The organism is Mucilaginibacter antarcticus, from assembly GCF_042686155.1.
Taxonomy (GTDB): domain Bacteria; phylum Bacteroidota; class Bacteroidia; order Sphingobacteriales; family Sphingobacteriaceae; genus Mucilaginibacter; species Mucilaginibacter antarcticus.
Genome location: NZ_JBHUON010000026.1, coordinates 1 through 22,654 on the forward strand (window position 1 = coordinate 1; position 22,654 = coordinate 22,654).

The window sequence follows — 22,654 nt, forward strand, 5'->3', positions numbered from 1 at the left end:
TTATGCCTTCGCTTAAATGATCCTCAATGATCTTTTCTTCTTTAATTTTGTTCATCGTTTACACTTTAATGTGTAAACCTATTTCAGGACAAGTCACTATTCATAATAAGCCATTTTAGAATTCGTCAAAATCATCAAAAACTTGTTTCATTCTTAAAAAAATTGATATTATTTAATTCGCTGCTATCTTTTAATCTTTGTAACTTTTATTGATAAAAATCGTCAAAAAGGAAACCTAAACCGGATGCGACATTTAGAGGATATCTTAATCATATCAGCACTTAGTTTGCCGACCTACTTATTTTGGCGATGGCTTTACAATAAATTTATTAAAGACAAACGCACAAATCTGATAGCTGCATGGGGATCAACCTTTTTGATAACCCCGCTAATATATGCAGCAGCCGTTTATACCTTGTTATTTTGGATGTGTTACTATCCTAATAGAGTTTTCGAAAAACAACGATGGATCGAACTGCCCGAAAGCGGTATGAAATGGCCAAAAATATCCTTGAGACCCAAGCGTTAAAAGGCATGACCAAAGAACAGGTTAAAACACTTTTGGGTAAAAGCGATGGACCTGACGGCAGCGATGAGTGGTCCTGTTTTTTTGGATTAAGACCAGGCTTCGACATCGATGGTGAAAAACTTATTATTCAATTTGAAAACAATAAAGTGGTCAAAGTAAGCAAAGTTCAAGGATAAAAAGCATCAGTCCCTAAAAGCCACCAATGCAACAGAAGTCTGCTTTTTAAAAAAGTTAGAGAAGTGCGCAAAATCAAACAAAAAAAGGTGCGGACAATTTAATTATCTGCACATCTCTCATTTGCACATCTGCACATCAATTATCACGTTCCGTATTCCGGCGTGGTTACTTCGCTCTCTTCCAGCTCGTAATCGCTTAGTGGCGGGCATGAGCAGATCAGCGTACGATCACCATAAGTATCGTTAACGCGGCCTACTGATGGCCAGAATTTATAGGCAGCCACGTAAGGTAACGGGAAGCCCGCTTTTTGGCGACTGTATGGACGATCCCATTCATCGGCAGTAATAACTGCTGCGGTGTGTGGAGCGTTTTTAAGTGGGTTATTTACTTTGTCTAATGATCCGGCTTCTATTTCTGCAATCTCTTTACGGATAGCGATCATGGCGTCACAAAAACGGTCCAACTCGTGCTTAGGCTCAGATTCGGTTGGCTCAACCATTACCGTGCCCGCAACCGGGAACGACACTGTCGGTGCATGGAAACCGTAATCCATTAAACGTTTAGCAATATCCACCACCTCGATACCTGCTGCTTTAAACGAGCGGCAATCTAAAATCATTTCGTGCGCGCAACGGCCTTGTGACCCGCTGTATAATACCGGGTAATGCTTCTCTAGGCGCGATTTAATATAATTAGCGTTCAGGATAGCGTATCTGGTAGCATTAGTCAAACCCTCGCCGCCCATCATAGCAATATATGCGTGCGATATGATGAGGATTGATGCCGAACCCCATGGCGCTGAAGACACCGCATGAATAGCTTTGCCATTGTCAATATCAACCACCGGGTGACCGGGCAGGTAAGGCACTAAGTGCTTAGCCACACCGATAGGGCCCATACCAGGGCCACCACCACCGTGGGGGATACAGAAGGTTTTGTGCAAGTTTAAATGGCAAACATCGGCACCAATAGTAGCCGGGCTGGTTAAGCCAACCTGGGCGTTCATGTTAGCACCGTCCATGTAAACCTGCCCGCCATTGTTATGAATGATCTGGCAGATGTCAATGATCGACTCTTCGAACACACCGTGAGTTGACGGGTAAGTAACCATCAAACAAGACAGGTCGTCTTTATGCTTTTCGGCTTTGGTTTTCATATCAGCAACGTCAATGTTACCGTTATCGTCGCATTTAACAATCACAATCTTCATGCCTGCCATAGCTGCCGACGCAGGGTTAGTACCGTGTGCCGATGATGGAATTAACACCACGTTACGGTGCGAGTCCCCTCGATCGATATGGTAAGCGCGAATAACCATCAAACCGGCGTACTCGCCTTGTGCGCCAGAGTTTGGCTGGAAACTCATAGATGCGAACCCAGTAATTTCGCTTAACCAGCGGTTCAGCTCGTCAAATAACTGCATGTAACCCCCTATCTGGTCAACTGGTGCAAAAGGGTGCATGCGGCTAAACTCGGCCCAGGTAACCGGTACCATCTCTGTAGTAGCGTTTAGTTTCATAGTACATGAACCTAAAGCGATCATAGAGTGGCATAGCGAAAGATCTTTTGTCTCTAAAGATTTAATATAACGCAACATTTCGTGTTCAGAATGATGCGTGTTAAATATAGCGTGGCTTAAGTAAGCAGATGTACGTTTCAGCTCGGTTGGGATAACGGTTTCTAAGCCCCTTTGCAGGCCATCAAAATCAACATCATTAACAGTTTTGCCTTTTACTTTGGCAAATAAACGTACTAAGGTTTTGATATCCTCTGGTGATGTTGTTTCATCAACAGAAATAGTAATCTCCGATCCTTTGTAGTTTAAGTTAAGCTCGTTATTTAAAGCTTCCGAATGGATAGCATCAACCAGTTCGCCAACGTCAAACTTTACAGTATCAAAATAGGTATCGTTTAATTGCTGGTAACCTAAAACCTCAAGGCTTTGGCTCAACAATATGGCTAAACCATGCACACGCTCTGCAATCAGCTTCAAGCCTTTAGGGCCATGATAAACGGCATACATACCAGCCATAATAGCCAATAAAGCCTGCGCGGTACAAATGTTTGAAGTTGCCTTATCCCTGCGGATGTGTTGCTCGCGGGTTTGCAGCGCCATACGTAAAGCATAGTTGCCGGCGCTATCAATAGTTACACCAATAATACGGCCAGGCATCGAGCGTTTGTATTCTTCTTTGGTAGCAAAATAAGCAGCATGGGGGCCGCCAAAGCCCATTGGTACACCAAAACGCTGGGTAGTCCCCACAACAATATCAGCACCCCACTCGCCCGGAGGCGTTAGCAGTACTAAACTCATCAAATCGGCAATCACGGTGGTTTTTATACCCTTTTCATGGCCTTTAGTTACAAAATCAGTGTAGTTGTAAACCTGGCCATTGCCGGCAGGGTATTGTATAATAGCGCCAAACATATCATCGGTTAGTTCAACCGTATGGTGGTCACCAATTTGCAGGGTAATGCCATAAGGCTCTGCACGGGTTTTTAAAATATCTATAGTTTGCGCAAATAATTCTTCTGATACAAAGAAGGTTTTGGCGGCATCGTTTTTACGCAGGGTATATTGCAAAAACATCGCTTCGGCCGCGGCAGTGCCCTCGTCTAATAACGACGCGTTGGCAATTTGCATGCCGGTAAGGTCGAGCACCATGGTCTGAAAATTCAACAAAGCCTGCAAACGGCCCTGCGCAATCTCTGCCTGGTAAGGGGTATACTGGGTGTACCATCCCGGGTTTTCAAGAATATTACGTTGGATAACACCCGGTACAATAACATCATAATACCCCTGGCCAATATAGCTGCGGTACACTTTGTTTTTTTGTGCCGTTTGTTTAAGGTTCTTCAGGTAAGCATACTCGCTTTTTGCAGTAGGCAGGTTTAAAGGGCTCTTTAACCTGATTTTTGCCGGTACGGTTTGATCTATCAGCTCATCAAGCGTTGCTGCGCCTGTAGCTTTAAGCATTGCTGCGGTATCTGCCTGGCTTGGCGCTATGTGCCTGCCTTCAAATTTCTCCTCGTACTGTGTGTTTAATTTCATGCGTAGTGCTTAAATTATTATCCCCGTCAAAGTTAAGTATAAAAGGTTTTTTATTTTATTATGATGATTGTATTGGTAAATTTTTCTGCAAAAGATGCTATTTTTATAAAAATTATCTTGTTAAGGCCGTTATTAATTCACGTAATCAGAAAAATTATCCTAATGGAAACCATAGACGAAATTGATAAAAACATTTTGCGCGAATTACAGCGAAACGCCAAGATTACTACCAAAGAGCTGGCCTCTAAACTTAACCTTACCATATCCCCTGTATATGAGCGCATTAAGCGACTTGAAAATTCGGGATACATAAAAGATTATGTGGCCATATTAGACAAAGCCCTGATCAATAAACCCTTTACCAGCTACTGCCAGGTATCTATGCGGTATCACGAAGAATACATTGACAAGTTTGAAGAGGAGATATTAAAGCTGGACGAGGTGCAGGAGTGTTACCACATTGCCGGCCAGATAGATTTTTTGCTCAAGATAAACGTAAGTAGCATAGATGAGTATCATGATTTTATACGCTACAAGTTATCAAAGATCAATAATATTGGTTTATTGAATAGCGCATTTGTGCTGAAAGAGATCAAGAAGACGTATGCGTATAATATTTGATGACGTATGGCAGAACCGTGCTTGTGGGAGACGCAAAGCATTGCGTCTCTACGAGCGGGTAGCCTATCTCAACTGCCTTAAATACATCTGGATAGTATTCTCTAACCCATAATACAACGCGTCGGTTATCAGGGCATGGCCAATGCTTACCTCATCTAACCCCGGGACGTTTTCTGCAAAATATTGTAGGTTATCCAGGTCAAGATCATGACCTGCGTTAATGCCTAGGCCAAGCTTTTGGGCAACCTGTGCCGCCGCCGTGTATAGCGCTATGGCTGCTTCTTTGTTTTGCAGGTATTGTTGCGCATAGGCTTCGGTATAAAGCTCAATACGGTCCGTGCCGGTAGTGGAAGCCGCTTCCACCATCTCAACTATCGGATCAACAAAAATGGATACCCTGATGCCTGCTTTCTGAAATACCGGGATAATCTCTTTTAGGTAGTCCTGATTTTTGACAGTATCCCAGCCATGGTTAGAGGTGATCTGACCTAAAGCATCAGGCACTAAAGTGACTTGTTCGGGTTCGTTGGCCAGCACCAGTTCAACAAATTTTTCTTCCTGGCAGTTACCTTCAATATTAAACTCGGTGGTAACTATCTTTTTCAAATCATATACATCCTGATAACGTATATGGCGTTCGTCCGGTCGTGGGTGTACGGTTATGCCTTGCGCACCAAAACGTTCGCAGTCTTTTGCTAGCTGTACCAGGTTTGGATTGTTACCCCCGCGCGAGTTGCGCAGTGTCGCTATTTTATTGATGTTGACTGATAATCTGGCCATTAAAATCTTTTTATTTTGGTATGCAAATATCATTATTATACTACTAATTCATCAAACAAAATAACAGTGCTTTGGTTGATGTGCTTTGACAACATGCTTAGGCATTAACTGCTTGTAACATTTGCAGTTACAATAGGCAGGCATTGTAACAATCATACTATTAATAAACCAAATGGCACCAATAGTGTAACAATGATATTATGGATAATTATTAAACGTAATATAAATTGAACCTTTGTTACCTATTGATTTTAATAACAGATATTATCAAGATCAACGAACTATAAACTTTATGAGATATATACTTACATCCCTAATTCTAATCTTTTTACTTGCCGGCAATAGCTATGCGCAAACCGGTCGTGGCGTAAGCGGTCAGCTTATCGACTCTACCAAGCAATCGCTACCGGGTAGTACCGTGAAACTTAAAACCGACCTTGGCGACAGCACCACACTTGCCACCGACGTTGACGGAAAGTTTAATTTCAGCAACATTAAGGGTACCAAGATCAAGCTATATATTTCGTCTTTTGGTTACGAAGCCGTGATTAAAAATTACAGTTTTTCGCCAGATGATAATAAGGCATTTGTTATACCGCCCATAACTTTAAAAGGCGAGAGCAGAACGCTTAAAGAGGTGACTATTGTAGGTGTTAACCCGATAAAGTTTAAAGAAGATACAATAGATTACAAGATATCTGCCTACCCTGTACGCGAGAACGCGCCGGTGGAGGACGTATTGAAGAAAATGCCAGGCGTTGAGGTTGACGCGGCGGGTAACGTTACCACTCAGGGTAAATCGGTTACTAAGATCCGTATAAACGGTAAAGATTTTATGGGTGGCGATGTGCAGTCGGCCACCAAGAACCTGCCTGCTGATATATTAGAAAGCGTACAGATAATTGATGATTACGGCGACCAGGCTAACCTTACCGGTGTGCGCACCGGCGAACCCAACAAGATATTAAACTTTGTTATCCGTAACGATAAAAACTATGGATACTCTTTACAGGCAACCGCCGGCGCAGGCCGAGATTTGCTGCCTGAGAATGCGGGTATAGAAAACAATGAACGTTACACCGGTTCTGTAAACTTTTTCAACTTTAAAGGCAACAGGCAAATAACTGTTTTGGGTAATATTAATAACACTAACACCAACACCTTTAATTTTGGTGGTGGCGGTGGTAACCGCGGCGGCGGTGGTGGTGGCGGCCCTCGTGGGGGCGGTGGTGGTGGCGGCGGTGGCGCCGGCGTAAGCAACCGCGACGGTATTACTATTGCCCGCGCTATAGGTACTAACTATCGCGATCAATGGGGGCAGTTTATCTCTGTTTATGGTAGCTACAGTTTTTCAAACAACTCTACCTTTACTCAAAGCAGCACATTACGTACCAATAGCGGCCAGGGCACTACCAATACCTCGCAATCATCGGGCACAGACAACCCTGAAAACCACAGGTTCAACTTTAATTTAGAGTATAAGCCTGATACCGTTAATTATTTAAAGGTATCGCCAAGCTTTAGCTACGCTGCCAGCAACGCCAACTTTGTTGATGATATACTTTACCGCACCGGATCCACCCTGACCCGTGCTTACACTACTACAACCAGGAGCAACTCTATTGCCCCCAACTTTAGCATCAACGCGTTATACAATCACCGTTTTGCAAAGCAGGGCCGTAACTTTAGTTTCTTTGTTAACGGTGGTGTATCTAAATCCAGGTCAGCAAGTAACCCTATTATTGACGCCACTGTTGGAGCGCCAAACGTACCCCGCGACCAAAGAATAAATAGCGACAACCGCAACCAAACATTTGGAGGAACGGCTTCATGGTTAGAACCAATTGGCAAGGTGTCGTACCTAGAGCTTAGCTACTCCTACAACTACTCAAAAACCAGCAACAATAAAGAGACAGATAGTGTAGCCGCGGGCAATGAATTTGTCTTTATACCCAAACTAAGTAATGATTTCAATTTTAGCTTTATCACCAACAAATTTGGGTTAAACTATCGTGTTATCGAAACCAATTACAACTACACCTTAGGTTTAGCGGTGCAGCCATCGGTATTAGAGGGCAGGTCATCGTTGGCGCTTCAACCAACCAAGAAAAACCAATTCAACTATATCCCGGCTGCTCGTTTCTTGTATAATTTTTCAAGAAACCAATCACTGAGCATTAACTATAACGGCACCAGCCAGCAACCATCATTTACCCAATTACAACCTGTATTAGATCTTTCTAATGCATCGTATCCGGTAAGGGGTAATGAGAACTTGGAGCAATCATTTAACAACAACTTTTTTGTACGATATAATTCGTTTGGGATAGAGTCTGGCAACACCTTGTTTCTTAATGCGTCATTTAACAAAACTGACAACTACATAGCTACACGCACTACGTCATACGGTAATTTAAGCACAGCGGTGCTAACGGCAAATCCGGCGCTTAGAGACCTCACTAATACCACCCTAACCAGGTATCAAAATGCTGACGGCTACATGGCAGGTGGTTTACAAGCTTTTTTCTCAAAACCATGGGACGAACGTAAGTATACCCTATCATTTAACGCCAACGTTAACTATGCTAAGTACCCCGGTTATGTTGACATTGTTGATGCCGATAATAACAGCACGCCAATTTACGAGAACATTGCTAAAACATTAACCCTATCGCCGGGCATGCGCTTTAGGTTAGACTTAAAAGATATTATTGACGCGCAGGCCAGTGCTAATTACAATATTAGCAAAACCGAAAACTCATTAACAGGCATTAGCACCTTAGGGCAAAACGTTAACGTACGTTCATTAAACTTAGGTTTAGCCGGTAAAAATTACTTTGGCGACTGGACATTTAGCTACGATTATACTAAACAAATAAACTCAGGGTATAGCATCCCGGTTACTAATCCAAGCATCCTGAGCGGCTATATTGAACGGAGATTTTTAAAACAAAACATAGCAACTATCCGCTTAGCAGCATTTGACGTATTTAACCAAAACACAGGTTTCTCTGTACAAACAGATGGCGCCAGCGTTACCCAAACCAGCGTAAACAGATTGGGCCGCTACTTTATGCTGACGTTTGCGTTGCGCCTGCAAAAATTTGCCGGCAAATCGCCAACTCAAGAAGGTGGCGGTGACCCCAGAGGTGGCGGCGATCGTCAACGTGGTGGTGGCGGTGGAGATCGTCCGCGTGGCGGCGGTGGGTTAGGCGGCCCTGGTGGCATGTAATGCCCAAATCAAGTATAAAAGAAAAACCCTCGCTTAATAACAAGCGAGGGTTTTCTTTTGTAAAACTTTTACTATTTGTAATTAAGCAACAGTTGCAATAACGCGCTCTAATTCGTCAAGGTCAAATGGTTTGGCAAGGTAAGTTTCCGCGCCAGCATGGCTGGCCAGTAATTGAATATCACTGTTTGCCGAAAAGTAAATTACCGGGATAGACTTTAATTCGGTTGATTTTTTTAGGGTTTGGGTAGCTATAATCCCACCTGCGTCGGGTATCCAGTTATCCATTAAAATAACCTCAGGCTGTATGCCAGACACTCTTTCAATAATATCGTTGCAATCGGTAAATGTGTAAACGTCCCAGCCCTTTTCTTCTAAAATATAATTACAGATAGATAAAATATCCTCATCATCATCAAATATGATGATCTTACGTTTAGTATCGTCCATTGTCGGTGTAAAAGCAGTTGGTTAGCAATAGATAACCAAAACCATATTATTTTGTTTGGCTAAGATATAAAAAAAACCATATCAGCTAAAATTGAATATAAACTAGTATAGATGCCTGCCTGTTACTTCGATTAGCATCCGTGATAAGGAGCGCCCCTTTAGTAAAAAGCGTCAAGCCTTCCCAGTTATTTTAAAGCCATCGAATGTGGCTATTGTTTCCCATTGCTTGCCTTTATAATTGTCCATCGTCACGATAGCGGCATAATTGTTCTTCTTCAAATAGTCCCAGTCCTGTTCCAGCTTCGCTCGTAAAGCAGGCATTTTTTGCTTTATATCCTCTTCGGCATTGTGAACGGTGCCGTTGGCATGTATGATGATAGTCGCCACTATAATGGTAATTTATCGCATAATTTTGTTGTTATTTTGTGCTTTTGCAGCAAAGGCCAGTATCACCGCAAAGACCACTAACAAGATAAATTTATACATAAGCCCTTGCAAGGCTTAAATAATGAAAAATAGCAAGCCCAGGCGTTTGCAAAAGCTTACTATTTGTAAAATTTACGCGATAGCTTTTGCAGGCTCCAAGCGAGTACTTACGCTAATACGGTTCCAAACGTTAATAACAGTTATGGCCATAATAACTTTCGCCAGGTAATCATCACCTAAAACGCTTGCCGCCTGCTCATAAGTTTTGTCAGACACACCAGCGTGGCTTATCTGGGTAATTTCTTCCGTTAGGGCTAAAACCGCCTGCTCTTCGGATGTAAAAAATGAGGTATCCCGCCAGGCGTTTAATACAAAGATCCGCTGCTGGGATTCGCCATGTTTCAAAGCGTCGCGGGTGTGCATATCTAAACAATAGGCACAACCATTTATTTGCGACGCACGGATCTTAATTAATTCTAAATGTGTTTTGTTTAATCCACTATTAACTACATAGTTTTCTAAACCCATTACCGCTTTGTACGCATCTGGGTGGGCTTGCAATAATTTTATTCTGTTACTCATGTCTGTATTATTTTATACGACAAAGTTGAGCATAAAAGGCATTTTAAAAGTTAATCAAGATTAAGAAATGAAGTGACATTACCGTCGTTTAACAGGCCGCGCCAAACGTGGTCTGTCGAAAGCTAATCTTTAACTTTCTTCCCCCTAATTTTACTTAGAAACTGCGGCGTAAAGCCCAGGTACGAGGCCAGCATATATTGTGGCACGCGCTGCACAAAAGCCGGAAATAAGGCATTAAAGTTTCGATAGCGTTCTTCGTCAGTATTGTTATGTAAAAATTCAATCCGCCGTTGCGACGCTGCATAAGCACGTTGAAGTATTATCCTGAAATAGGTTTCTAATTGAGGTATCTCTTTGGCTAGCTGGGCCTGAGTTTCAATATCCCATATTACCACCTCGGTATCCTCGAGCGCCTGTAAATAAAAGCGCGAGGGTTTTTGTGTATCAAGGCTATCGTAATCGCTAAGCCACCAGCCCTCCAAGCCAAAATGGGTTATCTGTTCCAAATCCTTTCTATTAATAAAATATAAGCGTAGCAAACCGGTGCTTACAAAATAGTTAGCCCGGCAAACTTTGCCGGGCGTTAATAAAAGGTCTTTCTTTTTTATACTCTTGGTTTTGAGCTTCCCGGTTATTATGAGCGCTTCTTCTTCACTGATGCCTACATACCTGCGGATATGCTCAAGCTGCGAAATATACATTACCTAATTTTTTAAACCTATTTGATGATTGGTGTAATCTAGCAAAAATTGATTTTCAATAAAAAAGTTAATGGTATAAATTGTGCGGCTGTCGCGCGAAAACGATGGCTTTTGCACCGTTGTTAAGTTGTTAGCGTCAACAGTGTATTGATATTTAAAGCCCGATGATGTTGTAAGCCCCACCGTGGTACCGGCATCTAATGCAACCGAATTACTGGGTGCGTTTTGATTTTGTATCAGCGTTATAGCCGGCGAGCCTGTATCAAACAATATACTTGCTGCCACCGTGTTGCCACCATAAGTTACTGTCGAAGTTATGTTTGCTGAGTACCCACTAATTGCATTGTAATTTAGCGGGTGCATAATAAAACCAGACCCATTTCGGTCGGCAGGTGTTAAGCCTATGTATAACAGGTTATCGGTAAAAGTAGCATTGCTTAAAAAATTATTAGCGTTTAGCTTGGCCAGCCTGAACCCATTGGTAACATTAGCGCCTAATTGAAAATAGCTTAACGGGCTGCCAATATTGCGGCTGGTGTAGCTAACACCCGGGCCTACGCCAAACACATCGGCAGAATGGGCAGGTAGTTGCTTACCGGTGTTATCAATTATTTTATAATATAAAAATATTGGGATGCGTGGCGTGGTTACGTTACCGCGGCCATCACCAATAGTAACTTTTGCGTAAGCCAGGTTGCCATACTCGTCAATTGAGCCGTCAACGCCCCCATAGCTAATAATAGCTTGCTGCGACGTGATAGTAATACCACTTACGTTTATCGAGTCGCCACTAAATTGAAATCCATTTGCGGTGATCATTGATGCCGGTAAAATACCATTAGCATCAATAGTTAAACCGGTTGAGCCGGTATCAAAAACCAACCCGTAGTTGACGGTGGTAACATCCCCTATTTTGGGTACGGCCATGTATAGACGCTTGAAACCATTTGTAGCTTGCTGGTACATGCCCAGTACGGCAAAATTCTTTACTTCGGCAACAGGGTTAGGCGTTGGGCTGCTTTGCGTATCCTTTTTACATGATGCGGCAAAGAGAAATAATAAAAACAGGGTAGTTAATTTTAAATATCCGGGGTAGTTTTTTCTCATATCTATTAACAATAGTAGGTATTAACGACAATTATCCAGCCAACTGTATAACAGTACCTTAAAATAAAATTTAATAATTTTCTAAAAAGCGATGATTGGGCCGACCTTGTTAATTAATGGTTAAAATACGCGTCCAAAAAACCAATATAAATCATACCCATTTTACCTGCTTAAAGTTTTGCTATTGTGTTTTTTTATTACTTAAATTAGTTGTTGATTTGCTGTGATTAAACTTATAAGCAACACTGCTAAAAACAACTTTCTGGTCGGTTGTAGTTTTAATAATGTTGTTAGCTGAAACATAGTGAATTGATTTGCCGTTTTAAGGCATACCCCTAATTTAATTAAGACTATTGATGTACTTTGTAAAACAACACCACAAATGGATGGTAGCATAAATAAAGAGGGACCCGAGGTAAGGCTTAGAGCATTTAGAGCCATAAACGAACCTGATACCTGTGCTTTATTTGTGGAAGGACACCGCAATGTGCTATCAAGCATTGGAGTTAAAAAAGTTACCTCATCAAAAAATGGCTGGACAACTAACCCGGCAGTATTTGTCATTGTTGTTGAATCAATGGACGGCAAACAAGTGTTTGGCGGCGCCCGGGTACACGTATCCGGGGGTACTGAGCCATTACCTATTGAACAAGCGGTAAGTTTATTAGACTCATCAATACATAAATTAGTTTGGGAATATGGGCATCGCGGTACCGGCGAGGTTTGCGGCCTGTGGAACTCTGCAGAGTTGGCCGGCTATGGCATTGGCACGCCCTTGCTTATACGGTCGGGTATAGCCATTGCATCGCAGGTAGGTATGCAAACATTGTTTGCGCTATGCGCCCCTTATACCGTACAGCCTGTAGTTAACTGTGGCATGGTGTTAATTGATAACATAGGCAATAAAGGCACATTTTATTATCCAAAGCTTGACCTTATTGCTACCGCCATGGTATTAGATGATCTGGCCACGCTAAGCCTGGCCACGCATGATGACCGTACTGCAGTAATGGCTATGCGCAGCTACCCGGATACATTAAAAATTGACGAACTTAAACATCGTAAAATAACCATACACTTCAACTTAACCATCCCGGATATGGATAAGTGGGACCTATCTACTTTTATAGCTGCCGCTAACCAGGATTTCCTGGAAACAGATTTTAACGAACGCGATCTTAACTTTTTATAACCTATATAATTTAACTGCACCATGGCAGACAAACATTACGACATTAATTACCTGCAAAACTCAAGGCGCTTATTGGTAAGCCTTAAAGAGGCATCATACAACTATTTTGAAAAGATAAACACCGGCACTATTATAGACCTTGGCTGCGGAGCGGGTAAGGACGTTATTGAGCTGGCAAAAATAATTGGCAGCGGCGCCAGGGTTATCGGCGTAGATCATGACCCGGTGATGGTAAACCAGGGCAAAGAAGACGCTAAAGAGCTGGACAATGTTGAGTTTGTGCTGTCTGAAGCCTATCCCTTACCATTTGAGAACGAAAGTATTGCCGGCCTGCGCACCGAGCGGGTGATACAACATCTTAAAGAGCCGCAAAAGGTATCAGACGATATCTATCGCATATTAAAGCCGGGCAGCCCCTTTGTTATTATTGAAACCGACTGGCATAGCCTTACTTTTTATACCGAATTTGTGGATGTGCAGCAAAAGGTTAATGCGTACCTTACCGATGCCAAAATAAACAATGGCTTTGCGGCCCGTAAGTTAACGGCCTATTTAACGCAAAGCAAATTCACGGATATTAAACTAAATATACATCCGTTTATATTGAACACTTTAGAGGATGCCAATCAATATTTATGGGTTGAAAAGATGGTGCAGGAGGCAGCGGAGAACGGCTACATTACCAAGCAGGAACAGGCGCAATTTATAGCTGCGCTGCAACAGGCTGATGAAAATGGCTACTTTGCATGCTCAATTAATTTAGTAGTAGCTTCATGTGTTAAATAATTAGAAAATGGTTAGGCATTTTTACAAACTATTCTTCTTTACGCTTTTCATCTTATCAGCCGCTAAGGTTAAGGCCGATGCTGTTATTGGCGCTAATGACGGCAAGCTGCTGATTGGTAAAGAAATTTACGTTTTACAGGCTGATAAGGAGATCTCATTTAATGAGGCGCTCAAATCTGCAGCCTTTAAAAAATATGATAAAGATGTGCCTAACCTGGGGCTTACTGCTGTTAGCACCTGGCTGCGTTTTACCGTTACCAACAAAACGCAAGGCCCTAAACTTTTGCTGGATGTAGCTTACCCAATATTAGACGAGGTGGAGCTTTACAGCCCTGATGCCAGCGGCGGCTTTCAAACCACATTAATGGGCGAGATAAAACCGTTTAAAGAACGGAAATACGACCACCCTGACTATATCTTTGATCTGAACATAGCTACGGATAGTAGTAAAACCTATTACCTGCGTGTAAAAAGCACTGAGCAACTGATAGTACCTATATCAGTTAATGCGCCAACCGACTTATGGCAATCCCTGAACTATGAAAATGTGCTTTCGGGCCTGTTTATCGGAGCCATTATCATCATGTTTTTGTACAACTTGTTCATCTACTTTTCTGTAAGAGACAAGAGCTATTTGTACTATGTGATTTATGTAGGCTCGGTAGGGCTTACCCAAATAGGCATTAAAGGTTTTACTTTTCAATATCTATGGGGTAATTCGCCGGGCTTTGAGCTCAAAAGCGTTGTTATTTTCGCCTGTTTAGGGGCTATAGCAGCATTACTATTTACAAAGATATTTTTAGATACCCCACAACGCGCACGCCGGTTTGACAAGGTACTCACAGGCGTTATTGTCCTGCTATCAGTAGCGCTGGGCTTAACGCTGATCGGAAAACTTCAGGCCGGTTTCCAACTAATGCAGTTGGCGACAACGCTGTTCGCGTTTAGCCTGATCATTGTATCGGCAATCGTCATGCGCAATGGGTACAGGCCCGCAAGGTTTGTCTTTTTATCATGGTGTAGCCTGCTCATCGGCGCGGTCATCTTTACTTTAAAAGATAACGGGGTGCTGCCTTACAATATGTTCACCAGCTACTCAATGCAAATAGCATCGATAGTTGAAATGGCATTACTATCCTTCGGTTTGGCCGATAGGATAAATATCCTGAAACGCGAGAAGGAAGAATCGCAAGCCCAAGCCCTGGCCATCGCCGAAGAGAACGAGCGTATAATACGCGAGCAAAACGTGATGCTAGAGTTAAAAGTGAACGAACGTACTCACGAGTTGAATGAATCATTAGACGATCTAAAACAAGCGCAGTCGCAATTGGTGGAGTCGGAAAAAATGGCATCGCTTGGTCAGCTTACCGCCGGTATAGCACACGAGATTAATAATCCTATCAACTTTGTAACATCAAACGTTAACCCCCTAAAGCGCGACGTAGAGATGATTTTGGATGCCATGACCATGATAGAAAACGTGAGCCAATCAGATATCAGTGCCGACGAAAAACAAAAGCAGATAGAGGAATACAAAGAAGAAATAGATTTTGAATACCTGGTGATGGAAATCAAACACCTGATAAAGGGTATTCACGAAGGGGCCTCGCGTACTGCCGAAATTGTTAAGGGCCTTAAAATATTTTCCAGGCTTGATGAAGACGATCTGAAAAAGACAGACATCAACGAGGGTATAGAATCGACATTGATAATAGCCAACAACCTGTTAAACGGCAAAGTTAAAGTGATAACCGAGTATGGCGGTTTACCTTTGGTAGAGTGCTATGCGGGCAAGCTTAACCAGGTTTTTCTTAACATCCTGTCAAACGCTATTTATGCGGTAGATAAACAATTTGGTAATGAGCACGGTGGTGAAATAAAAATTACAACCGGCATTGAAGATACCTACGTAGTAATAAAAATTGCCGATAACGGTACCGGCATGAGCGATACAGCTTTGAAAAAAGTATTTGAGCCGTTTTTTACCACCAAAGAAGTGGGCGAAGGTACCGGCTTGGGTATGAGTATCACTTATAACACTATTAAAAAGCACAACGGACACATACTGGTAAACTCAGAGCTGGGTAAAGGCACGGAGTTTATTTTAAAAATACCGGTAATATTTGACACAAAAGCGGCCTAAATAACGTATAAAGTAAGCAATCAAAACAATAACCTTAATTATGTTAACTGCACATAAACTATTTAACCATGGCAGAGAAAATTAAAATTTTATATATCGATGACGAGATGGATAACCTCGTCGGCTTTAAAGCTACTTTAAGGCTTGATTACCAGATATTCACCGCGGTGAATATCCCCGGCGCTATGGAGCATCTTGAAAAGCACCCTGACATAAGAGTAATATTTTGCGATCAGCGCATGCCGTTAAAAACCGGTGTAGAGTTTTTTGAAGATATACGCAGTACCCACCCATTGCCGATGCGCATTTTGCTAACGGCTTATACAGATATTGATTCGGTTATCGACGCTATTAACCGCGGTAACATTTTCAGGTTTGTTAAAAAACCATGGATAGAAGCCGAACTGGTTTCGGCTATTGAGGAAGCTAACAAGTTTTACCAGGCGAATTCAATGCTTTCCATCAAAAACGATGAACTGCAACGCGCCTACAGCGAGCTTGATAAGTTTGCTTACAGTGTTAGCCACGATATTCGTGGACCTCTATCCGGCATATTGGGCGCCATAAACGTTGCCCGCGACATGCATGATATTACCGAAATGAAGGAGATGCTTTTTTTAATGGAGAAATCACTGAAAAAGCTGGATACTTATATTTTAAGCATGCATGACTACTATAGCCTGCAGCGTGGTGAACTTCATATAGGCGAAATAGAGTTTAAAAAGATAATAGATGAGTTTAAAGACATTTACAAAGTTTTTGCAAACACAGCCAACATTGACTTTAAGATTGACATAAACCAGCGCGAACCTTTTAGAAGTGATACCGTGCCACTTAAACTGGTGTTAAATAACCTGCTATCAAACGCCTTTAAATACCAAAGTAAAAACACGGATGCTAAACAGGTTGCATTGAACATTGAGGTGCACAAAGGTGTGGCTACAATCACGGTATCTGACACCGGGATTGGAATTTTAGGCAATCACCTGGGCGAGATATTTAACCTATTTTACAGGGCAAGTTCACAAGAATCAGGCTCAGGGTTTGGGCTTTACAACGTAAAAAGCGCCTTGCTTAAGCTAAATGGACAAATTGAGGTAAACTCGATTTTAAATAAAGGCACTACTTTTAAAGTAACCATACCTACAAAATAGCGCCTTTGCATGGAGTTGTCATTTATAATTATTGATGATACCGAGCTTGATCATTTCATTGCGAGAAAAATGATCACTAATGCCAACAGCGCCTTTAAAGTTAATAGCTTTTTAGATGCCCAGCAGGCGTTGAATTATATTATAGCAAATGATATGGATACCTCCATCAAGGTAATCCTGATATTTCTTGACATTTATATGCCTTTAATGAATGGCTTTGAGTTTGTAGAGGAGTTTGAAAAACTTGATCAGGCCATAAAAGATAAGTACTACATAGTAGCGCTAACTTCAACTATCGAAATGTCAGATATAAACCGCATCAGCTCTTACCAGGATGTTAGAGAGAAAATAACAAAACCTTTAATGGCAGACGACATCCGAGTTTTGATAAACCGTATAGCAACTACCTTTAACCTAACCGTTAATTAAGACAGCAGCTTTTGTCTCAATAAAAACTCCAGCTGATCATTTGAAGTTTCCAGCTTTTCGTTTTCTTCTTTAAGTTTTAGTTTCTCTAAATAAGCCTCGTAAGCACGGTTTATCGTGATGTCCAGCTCTTCTTCGTTCCAGGGTTTGGTGAGGTAGTGAAAAATTTTGCCTTTGTTAATAGCGTCTACGACAGCAGCCATATCAGCATAACCAGTAAGTAACAGCCTTATAGGATCGGGGAATGCGAGAATAACCTTTTCTAAAAACTCAACCCCGGTCATTCCAGGCATACGCTGGTCTGTTACAATAATATGTACAGCTTTTTCGGCAAGTATTTTTAGCGCTTCATCGCCGCTGATAGCCGTGTAAACCTGGTATTTTATACGGAAAGCAGCTTTGAAAGAGAATAAATTATTCTCTTCGTCGTCAACATAAAGTATAGTTATTTTTTTATCTGCCATGGGGGTGGGTGATATCTATGTAACGTTCAAATATAGGTAAAAGCGCATTGCCAAAGTTGTTTAGACAAGCAATGCGCGTACTTATTACAATTTCGTTATAAATATTCAAAAAATATACAACCTCTTAGAATATTATTTTGCCTGTAGCTGTAACCAACGATGCAATCCGAATAGCGTCAAATATGCGCTCCTCGGTCGTACCTAGCTTAATTAATGAATCTTCGTGGGCATTTACGCACATTTCGCAGCCGTTAACTGCAGATATAGTAAGGCTCATCAATTCAAAAAATTCTTTACCGGTAACAGGTTTCATCATAATCTGCATGCGTATGCGTGCAGGTATCTGGGTATACTTCTCTTTTTGGGTAAAGTGCCTAAAGCGGTAAAATATATTGTTCGATGCTAGTAGCGACGCGCAAGCGGCAGCTTCGGCAATATCCGCTTCGGTAGCGCCTTGTTCTGCAGCATACTTTGTAAAGTAGTTGGTAAGCGGCAGGTTATTGTTGTTAATCGCCACACTAAGGCCCAATAAAGCGCACTCTTTAGTGCTTAATTGTTCTGACGTAAGTGTGCTTGTAAAATTTAATTTCAGATCGCGCAAGTAACGCGAGTCGCCTTGTTCAAGCAAAGTTAAGCTGGCGGTGCGGTAATCTGTAGCTAAGCCAAGGCTTTGCAATAATTCGTTTACTGTTTCTGTGCTTTCGCTCATAATAGATGGAGTATTTATGTTAAATAAAAAATCCCCGTTTAAAACGGGGATTTTTGTATAAAATTAAACAGTTAATGTTTCCTGACCCTTTTCCCAGTTGCAAGGGCAAAGTTCGTCAGTTTGTAAACCGTCTAATACACGTAAAACTTCTTTAACGTTGCGGCCAACGCTTAAATCGTTAACACATACCCAACGTACAATACCTGTAGGATCGATGATAAAAGTGGCACGGTAAGCAATCTTTTCGTTTGGTTCCAAAATACCCAACTCTTCTGCTAATGATTTTGAAGTATCAGCCAACATCGGGAATTTCAGGTCGCGCAGGTCATCATGGTGCGTTCTCCAGGCAGCATGTACAAATTCAGAATCTGTAGAAGCACCGATCAAACGAGTTTCACGATCACGGAACTCGCCATAGTTTTTGTTAAACTCAGCAATCTCTGTAGGGCAAACAAAAGTAAAATCTTTTGGCCACCAAAACATCACTGTCCAAACATTGTCGTCATTAACCAAAAAGTCAGACGAAATGGTTTCAAACTCTTTACCTTTTTCTAAGCTTACTACAGCTGTTTTTTCAAATTTGGGGAATTGTTGTCCTATGGTTATCATATCTCAGTAGTGGTTTTTAATTTATGGCACAAAGATATAGTATTTAACACTCCATAGATATCTCAATTTTAAATACGGTATAGTTTATTTCTATATAATGCACAAGTTAGATAGTTTTTGTAGATACGCCCATTCTGAGCGCTATGCAATTAATAATATAGTTCCTTTACATAAATGTTTCATTTCGGCGACACAATTGAATATAAGCTTAAACTAAATTTGATGTTAAGGCCGTAAATTCAGATATTGTGTGATTGATTCGGCACTCCGGTTAATCAGATAGCGTTTTGCCCCTCATTATACAACCAATAAACCCGTAAAAATTTGTTTGGGACTATGTGCATACAAGGTGTCATACCAATTATAAAAAGGATCGGTCTTACCTATTTATTGATGCTAAGCCTCATTTTTGGTTTTTGCAGCAATAGCTATGCACAGCTATGCCCAACCAGGCCCACAGCAGCATTTACTTTCGTTAATGATACCACAACTTGCCTGCTCAGAAATGTTGTTAAATTCACTAATACATCAACGCTAAATGGGTCGCCCATCACCAGTTGGCAATGGAATTTCGGTGATGGCGAAACCGATAATACACCAAACCCGACGCATACGTATAGAGCATATGGCAAATTTAATGTCATGTTAACAGTGTCAAGTGCTTCATGCCCGTCAACATCGCCGGTACAAGAGGTGAGTACACTACCAACTATGCGGCCGGCGTTTGATGTGGATGTTCAAATTTGTCCAAATGCTCCTGTCAGGGTAATAGACAGATCTGACTCTGAGCGCCCTATAAAAATGTGGACCGTAAACTATGGCGATGGCACTATTGTATCTTACACCAAAAACACTAACTGGACCCATGTTTATACAAAAACAGGAAAGTATACAATTTCTTTAACGCTCACATCTACCGATGCCCAGGCTTGTGTAAGCGACCTGGCACAAAAAGACATACAAGTATCGGGCGTTAGCTTTGCTATATGCCAGAGCGAAGAAACACAGTTTACCGATGAAACAGACCCAGTCGGCACAAAAGGATTTACCTACAACTGGGATTTTGGCGACCCAGCCGGATCAACTTTAACCAATCAAAACACATCGCGGTTAAAAAACCCAAGTCATAAATACACCAATAACGGCACTTACACCGCTACGTTAACGGTATCGTCGCCTAATGGCTGTGTAGACGCAGTTGGGGCTAAAACCTTCACTATCGGAGTACCCGTAGCTAATTTTGATATCGCAAACAAAACCAGCTTATGCGGCGCTGATAGTGTGGCATTTTTGGACAAAACAGATACGACCAGTAAGATAAAAAGGCTGGTTTGGTTTTACGATCTTGTTGACCATCCTGAAGATAGCATTAGCATCACAAAGGGGCAAATGAGCAAGGATAAAACCTATCGACATTTTTACGGTGTTAACAACTCCAATGCGCCAATAACCTACAAAGCCAGGTTGATTACCCGAATTGGCGGTGCCTGTCCCGACCCTACTTTAACCATGGATGTTGTTATTTACCCCACCCCGGTAGTAACATTACGAATAAACGGTAATACTTTTGCCAGCCCATACGCACTTTGTTTAGGCGCCGGTGCGGTAAATATATCAGCCGCAGCTAATTTACCCGGAACGGCAACATTTACAGGCAAAGGCATAGTTAACGGCAATATTTTTGATCCTGCGATATCGGGCGCGGGTACGTTTACTATTACCTGCATATACACCAGCGGTAACACACCTTGTGTAAGCACTTCTACTTTCAATATTATAGTCGGTTCGCCGGTGGTTACCTTGCCGGCAACGGTTGGTGTTTTAGAGGGCAAGCCTACGCAGCTCAACCCTAATGTTGTTGGTACGGGTACTAACTTAACATTCGCATGGTCGCCAACCACCGGCATCAGCGATCCAACTACGCGAAATCCGTTCTTTAGCCCTACACAAGACACTAAATATACGCTTGAAGTTACCGCGGTCGGCGGTTGCAAATCATCGGCCACAGTAATGGTAAACGTACTAAAGACACCAATTGTCCCTAATACCTTCACCCCTAACAACGACGGCATTAACGATACCTGGAGCATTCAATATTTAAATACTTACACTGCTGCAACCGTAGAGGTTTTTAACCGTAACGGCGCCCGGGTGTATTATTCAAACGGCTATCCAAAGCCTTGGGATGGCACGGTCAATAATTCGGTATTGCCAATTGGTGTGTATTATTACGTTATAAATCCCCGCAGCGGCCGGCCGGCTATAGTTGGGAGCTTAACTATTATTAAATAACAGAGGCATAAAATGTTCAATACATATATAATAGCAAAATCATCCATTCCGCATGCTTCGCTCTAAACTAAGTGCCTTTATTATACATGCTGCTGGTTGGCTGGTATTCCTGGGCTTCCCGCTGCTGTTCATGAACCGTACGCAAGACAGCATCGGCAGTACTTACTTCATTATATCGTCGCCATACTACTGGCTATTTTGTTTGACGTACATATTTTTATTTTACCTAAACGCATGGTACCTGGTACCGCGCTTTGTGTTTAATAAAAGCTACTTAGCTTATGGCGTTATTATACTGCTACTATCGGGCTGCGTATATTATCTACAACCTTTTGATAACCTTTTAAGGCACAATTTGCGCGAAAGTGCTAATCCGTCCATAGGCGTGGTTGGGCCACAAATTGCTGATACTATTGCCGGTTTTAAGGCCGAAGATCTACCTTTTGGCCCGCTGCCACACCAGGATCTGCGGATGCAGGACCCAAGCCTGAAAACAGAAAACGGGGTGGTTATTATCCATCAATCCGGCAATATTGATATGGTAGGGCTTTTCATATTTATTGTAATATTGGGTTTAAGCATTGCCGTAAGCACCGTGCAAAAATGGCAGCTAACCGAACGGCGCATGATAAAAGCCGAAGCCGAAAAAGCTACCGCCGAACTATCATTTTTAAAAGCGCAGATTAATCCGCACTTTTTGTTTAATACATTAAATAACATCTACGCATTGTCGGTAACCGGTAATGAACATACATCGGACAGTATCATGAAACTATCCAATATCATGCGTTATGTTACCGACGAAGTTGAGGAGGATTTTGTATCCCTGCAGCATGAGTGGGATTGCATTAACGACTACATTGACCTGCAACGACTGAGACTTGGCAAAAAGACCAAACTCCATTTCGAGCTAAGCGGCGCCATAGGCTATCAGCGCATAGCGCCATTAATACTGATGACCTTTATTGAAAACGTGTTCAAATATGGCATAAGCAAGCACCAGGCTACGCAGATAAACATTAAATTGACCGTTGAGCCCAACAAGCTTACTTTCTTTTGCCAAAACGATATTGTAAATAGCGTCACAAAGCCCACCCGAACCGGCATCGGCATAAAAAACACACGCCAACGGCTTAGCCATATTTATCCCGGCAAGCACCGGCTTGACATAAACAATGACAACAAGCTCTTTACAGTAAACCTTGAAATTGACTGCTAATCCCCT

The 22,654-nt window shown here is 42.0% G+C and carries 20 protein-coding genes; 10 read left to right on the forward strand and 10 right to left on the reverse strand.

Going from position 1 to position 22,654, the window contains the following annotated elements; all coding sequences use genetic code 11:
* The first annotated feature begins 495 nt into the window (after positions 1–495).
* Complete coding sequence (bamE, locus tag ACFSYC_RS17055) at positions 496–705, forward strand: outer membrane protein assembly factor BamE domain-containing protein (protein ID WP_377130016.1); 210 nt, start codon at positions 496–498, stop codon at positions 703–705.
* A 143-nt stretch (positions 706–848) separates the two neighbouring features.
* Here the strand turns inward: bamE and gcvP are convergent, their stop codons facing one another.
* Positions 849–3,758, reverse strand: a complete 2,910-nt coding sequence (gene gcvP / locus ACFSYC_RS17060) for an aminomethyl-transferring glycine dehydrogenase (protein ID WP_377130018.1) — start codon at positions 3,756–3,758, stop codon at positions 849–851.
* Between the two features lie 162 nt (positions 3,759–3,920).
* Here gcvP and ACFSYC_RS17065 point away from each other — a divergent pair, with 162 nt between their 5' ends.
* Positions 3,921–4,379 carry an Lrp/AsnC family transcriptional regulator gene (locus tag ACFSYC_RS17065; protein WP_377130020.1) on the forward strand — a complete coding sequence of 153 codons (459 nt, stop codon included), beginning with the start codon at positions 3,921–3,923 and terminating at the stop codon, positions 4,377–4,379.
* Between the two features lie 63 nt (positions 4,380–4,442).
* Here ACFSYC_RS17065 and ACFSYC_RS17070 read toward each other — a convergent pair whose 3' ends face one another.
* A complete protein-coding gene (locus tag ACFSYC_RS17070; protein WP_377130022.1) occupies positions 4,443–5,159 on the reverse strand; it encodes a pyridoxine 5'-phosphate synthase in 717 nt (238 codons plus the stop codon).
* 292 nt (positions 5,160–5,451) lie between these two features.
* On the opposite strand from ACFSYC_RS17070, the gene ACFSYC_RS17075 reads away from it, so the two are divergent.
* A complete protein-coding gene (locus ACFSYC_RS17075; RefSeq protein WP_377130024.1) occupies positions 5,452–8,391 on the forward strand; it encodes an outer membrane beta-barrel protein in 2,940 nt (979 codons plus the stop codon).
* Positions 8,392–8,472: 81 nt separating this feature from the next.
* Here the strand turns inward: ACFSYC_RS17075 and ACFSYC_RS17080 are convergent, their stop codons facing one another.
* The 5 genes from ACFSYC_RS17080 to ACFSYC_RS17100 all read right to left on the reverse strand — a co-directional run bounded on the left by ACFSYC_RS17080 (position 8,473) and on the right by ACFSYC_RS17100 (position 11,654).
* Positions 8,473–8,838, reverse strand: a complete 366-nt coding sequence (locus tag ACFSYC_RS17080) for a response regulator (protein WP_377130026.1) — start codon at positions 8,836–8,838, stop codon at positions 8,473–8,475.
* A gap of 171 nt (positions 8,839–9,009) precedes the next feature.
* A complete protein-coding gene (locus ACFSYC_RS17085) occupies positions 9,010–9,225 on the reverse strand; it encodes a hypothetical protein (protein ID WP_377130028.1) in 216 nt (71 codons plus the stop codon).
* 171 nt (positions 9,226–9,396) lie between these two features.
* The gene (locus ACFSYC_RS17090) at positions 9,397–9,846 is read right to left on the reverse strand and encodes a carboxymuconolactone decarboxylase family protein (RefSeq protein ID WP_377130030.1); all 450 of its coding nucleotides are present in this window, start codon (positions 9,844–9,846) and stop codon (positions 9,397–9,399) included.
* Positions 9,847–9,968: 122 nt separating this feature from the next.
* Complete coding sequence (locus tag ACFSYC_RS17095) at positions 9,969–10,547, reverse strand: Crp/Fnr family transcriptional regulator (RefSeq protein WP_377130032.1); 579 nt, start codon at positions 10,545–10,547, stop codon at positions 9,969–9,971.
* A 3-nt stretch (positions 10,548–10,550) separates the two neighbouring features.
* Positions 10,551–11,654, reverse strand: a complete 1,104-nt coding sequence (locus ACFSYC_RS17100; protein WP_377130033.1) for a hypothetical protein — start codon at positions 11,652–11,654, stop codon at positions 10,551–10,553.
* 382 nt (positions 11,655–12,036) lie between these two features.
* Here ACFSYC_RS17100 and ACFSYC_RS17105 point away from each other — a divergent pair, with 382 nt between their 5' ends.
* From ACFSYC_RS17105 to ACFSYC_RS17125, 5 genes are all read left to right on the forward strand, one after another.
* A complete protein-coding gene (locus ACFSYC_RS17105; RefSeq protein ID WP_377130035.1) occupies positions 12,037–12,846 on the forward strand; it encodes a hypothetical protein in 810 nt (269 codons plus the stop codon).
* Between the two features lie 21 nt (positions 12,847–12,867).
* Positions 12,868–13,632, forward strand: a complete 765-nt coding sequence (locus ACFSYC_RS17110; protein ID WP_377130037.1) for a methyltransferase domain-containing protein — start codon at positions 12,868–12,870, stop codon at positions 13,630–13,632.
* A 7-nt stretch (positions 13,633–13,639) separates the two neighbouring features.
* Positions 13,640–15,775 carry a sensor histidine kinase gene (locus ACFSYC_RS17115; RefSeq protein ID WP_377130038.1) on the forward strand — a complete coding sequence of 712 codons (2,136 nt, stop codon included), beginning with the start codon at positions 13,640–13,642 and terminating at the stop codon, positions 15,773–15,775.
* A 68-nt stretch (positions 15,776–15,843) separates the two neighbouring features.
* A complete protein-coding gene (locus ACFSYC_RS17120; protein ID WP_377130039.1) occupies positions 15,844–16,929 on the forward strand; it encodes a hybrid sensor histidine kinase/response regulator in 1,086 nt (361 codons plus the stop codon).
* A 9-nt stretch (positions 16,930–16,938) separates the two neighbouring features.
* On the forward strand, positions 16,939–17,358 hold the full coding sequence (locus ACFSYC_RS17125; RefSeq protein ID WP_377130041.1) for a response regulator: 420 nt from the start codon (positions 16,939–16,941) through the stop codon (positions 17,356–17,358).
* Here ACFSYC_RS17125 and ACFSYC_RS17130 read toward each other — a convergent pair.
* The 3 genes from ACFSYC_RS17130 to ACFSYC_RS17140 form a co-directional block, all read right to left on the reverse strand.
* The gene (locus ACFSYC_RS17130; RefSeq protein ID WP_377130043.1) at positions 17,355–17,819 is read right to left on the reverse strand and encodes a response regulator; all 465 of its coding nucleotides are present in this window, start codon (positions 17,817–17,819) and stop codon (positions 17,355–17,357) included. The two genes, ACFSYC_RS17125 and ACFSYC_RS17130, sit on opposite strands and share 4 nt — an antisense overlap.
* 124 nt (positions 17,820–17,943) lie before the next feature.
* Positions 17,944–18,528, reverse strand: coding sequence for a carboxymuconolactone decarboxylase family protein (locus ACFSYC_RS17135; protein ID WP_377130045.1), 585 nt, complete (start codon positions 18,526–18,528; stop codon positions 17,944–17,946).
* 63 nt (positions 18,529–18,591) lie between these two features.
* Positions 18,592–19,137 carry a peroxiredoxin gene (locus tag ACFSYC_RS17140; RefSeq protein ID WP_377130047.1) on the reverse strand — a complete coding sequence of 182 codons (546 nt, stop codon included), beginning with the start codon at positions 19,135–19,137 and terminating at the stop codon, positions 18,592–18,594.
* A gap of 393 nt (positions 19,138–19,530) precedes the next feature.
* Between ACFSYC_RS17140 and ACFSYC_RS17145 the strand changes: the two genes are divergently transcribed.
* Both ACFSYC_RS17145 and ACFSYC_RS17150 read left to right on the forward strand, forming a co-directional pair.
* Positions 19,531–21,429 (forward strand): gliding motility-associated C-terminal domain-containing protein, encoded by a 1,899-nt coding sequence (locus ACFSYC_RS17145; protein WP_377130049.1) that lies wholly within the window; start codon positions 19,531–19,533, stop codon positions 21,427–21,429.
* A gap of 52 nt (positions 21,430–21,481) precedes the next feature.
* Entirely contained in the window at positions 21,482–22,648 is a 1,167-nt protein-coding gene (locus ACFSYC_RS17150; RefSeq protein ID WP_377130051.1) for a sensor histidine kinase, read from the forward strand.
* The last annotated feature ends 6 nt before the right edge of the window (positions 22,649–22,654 follow it).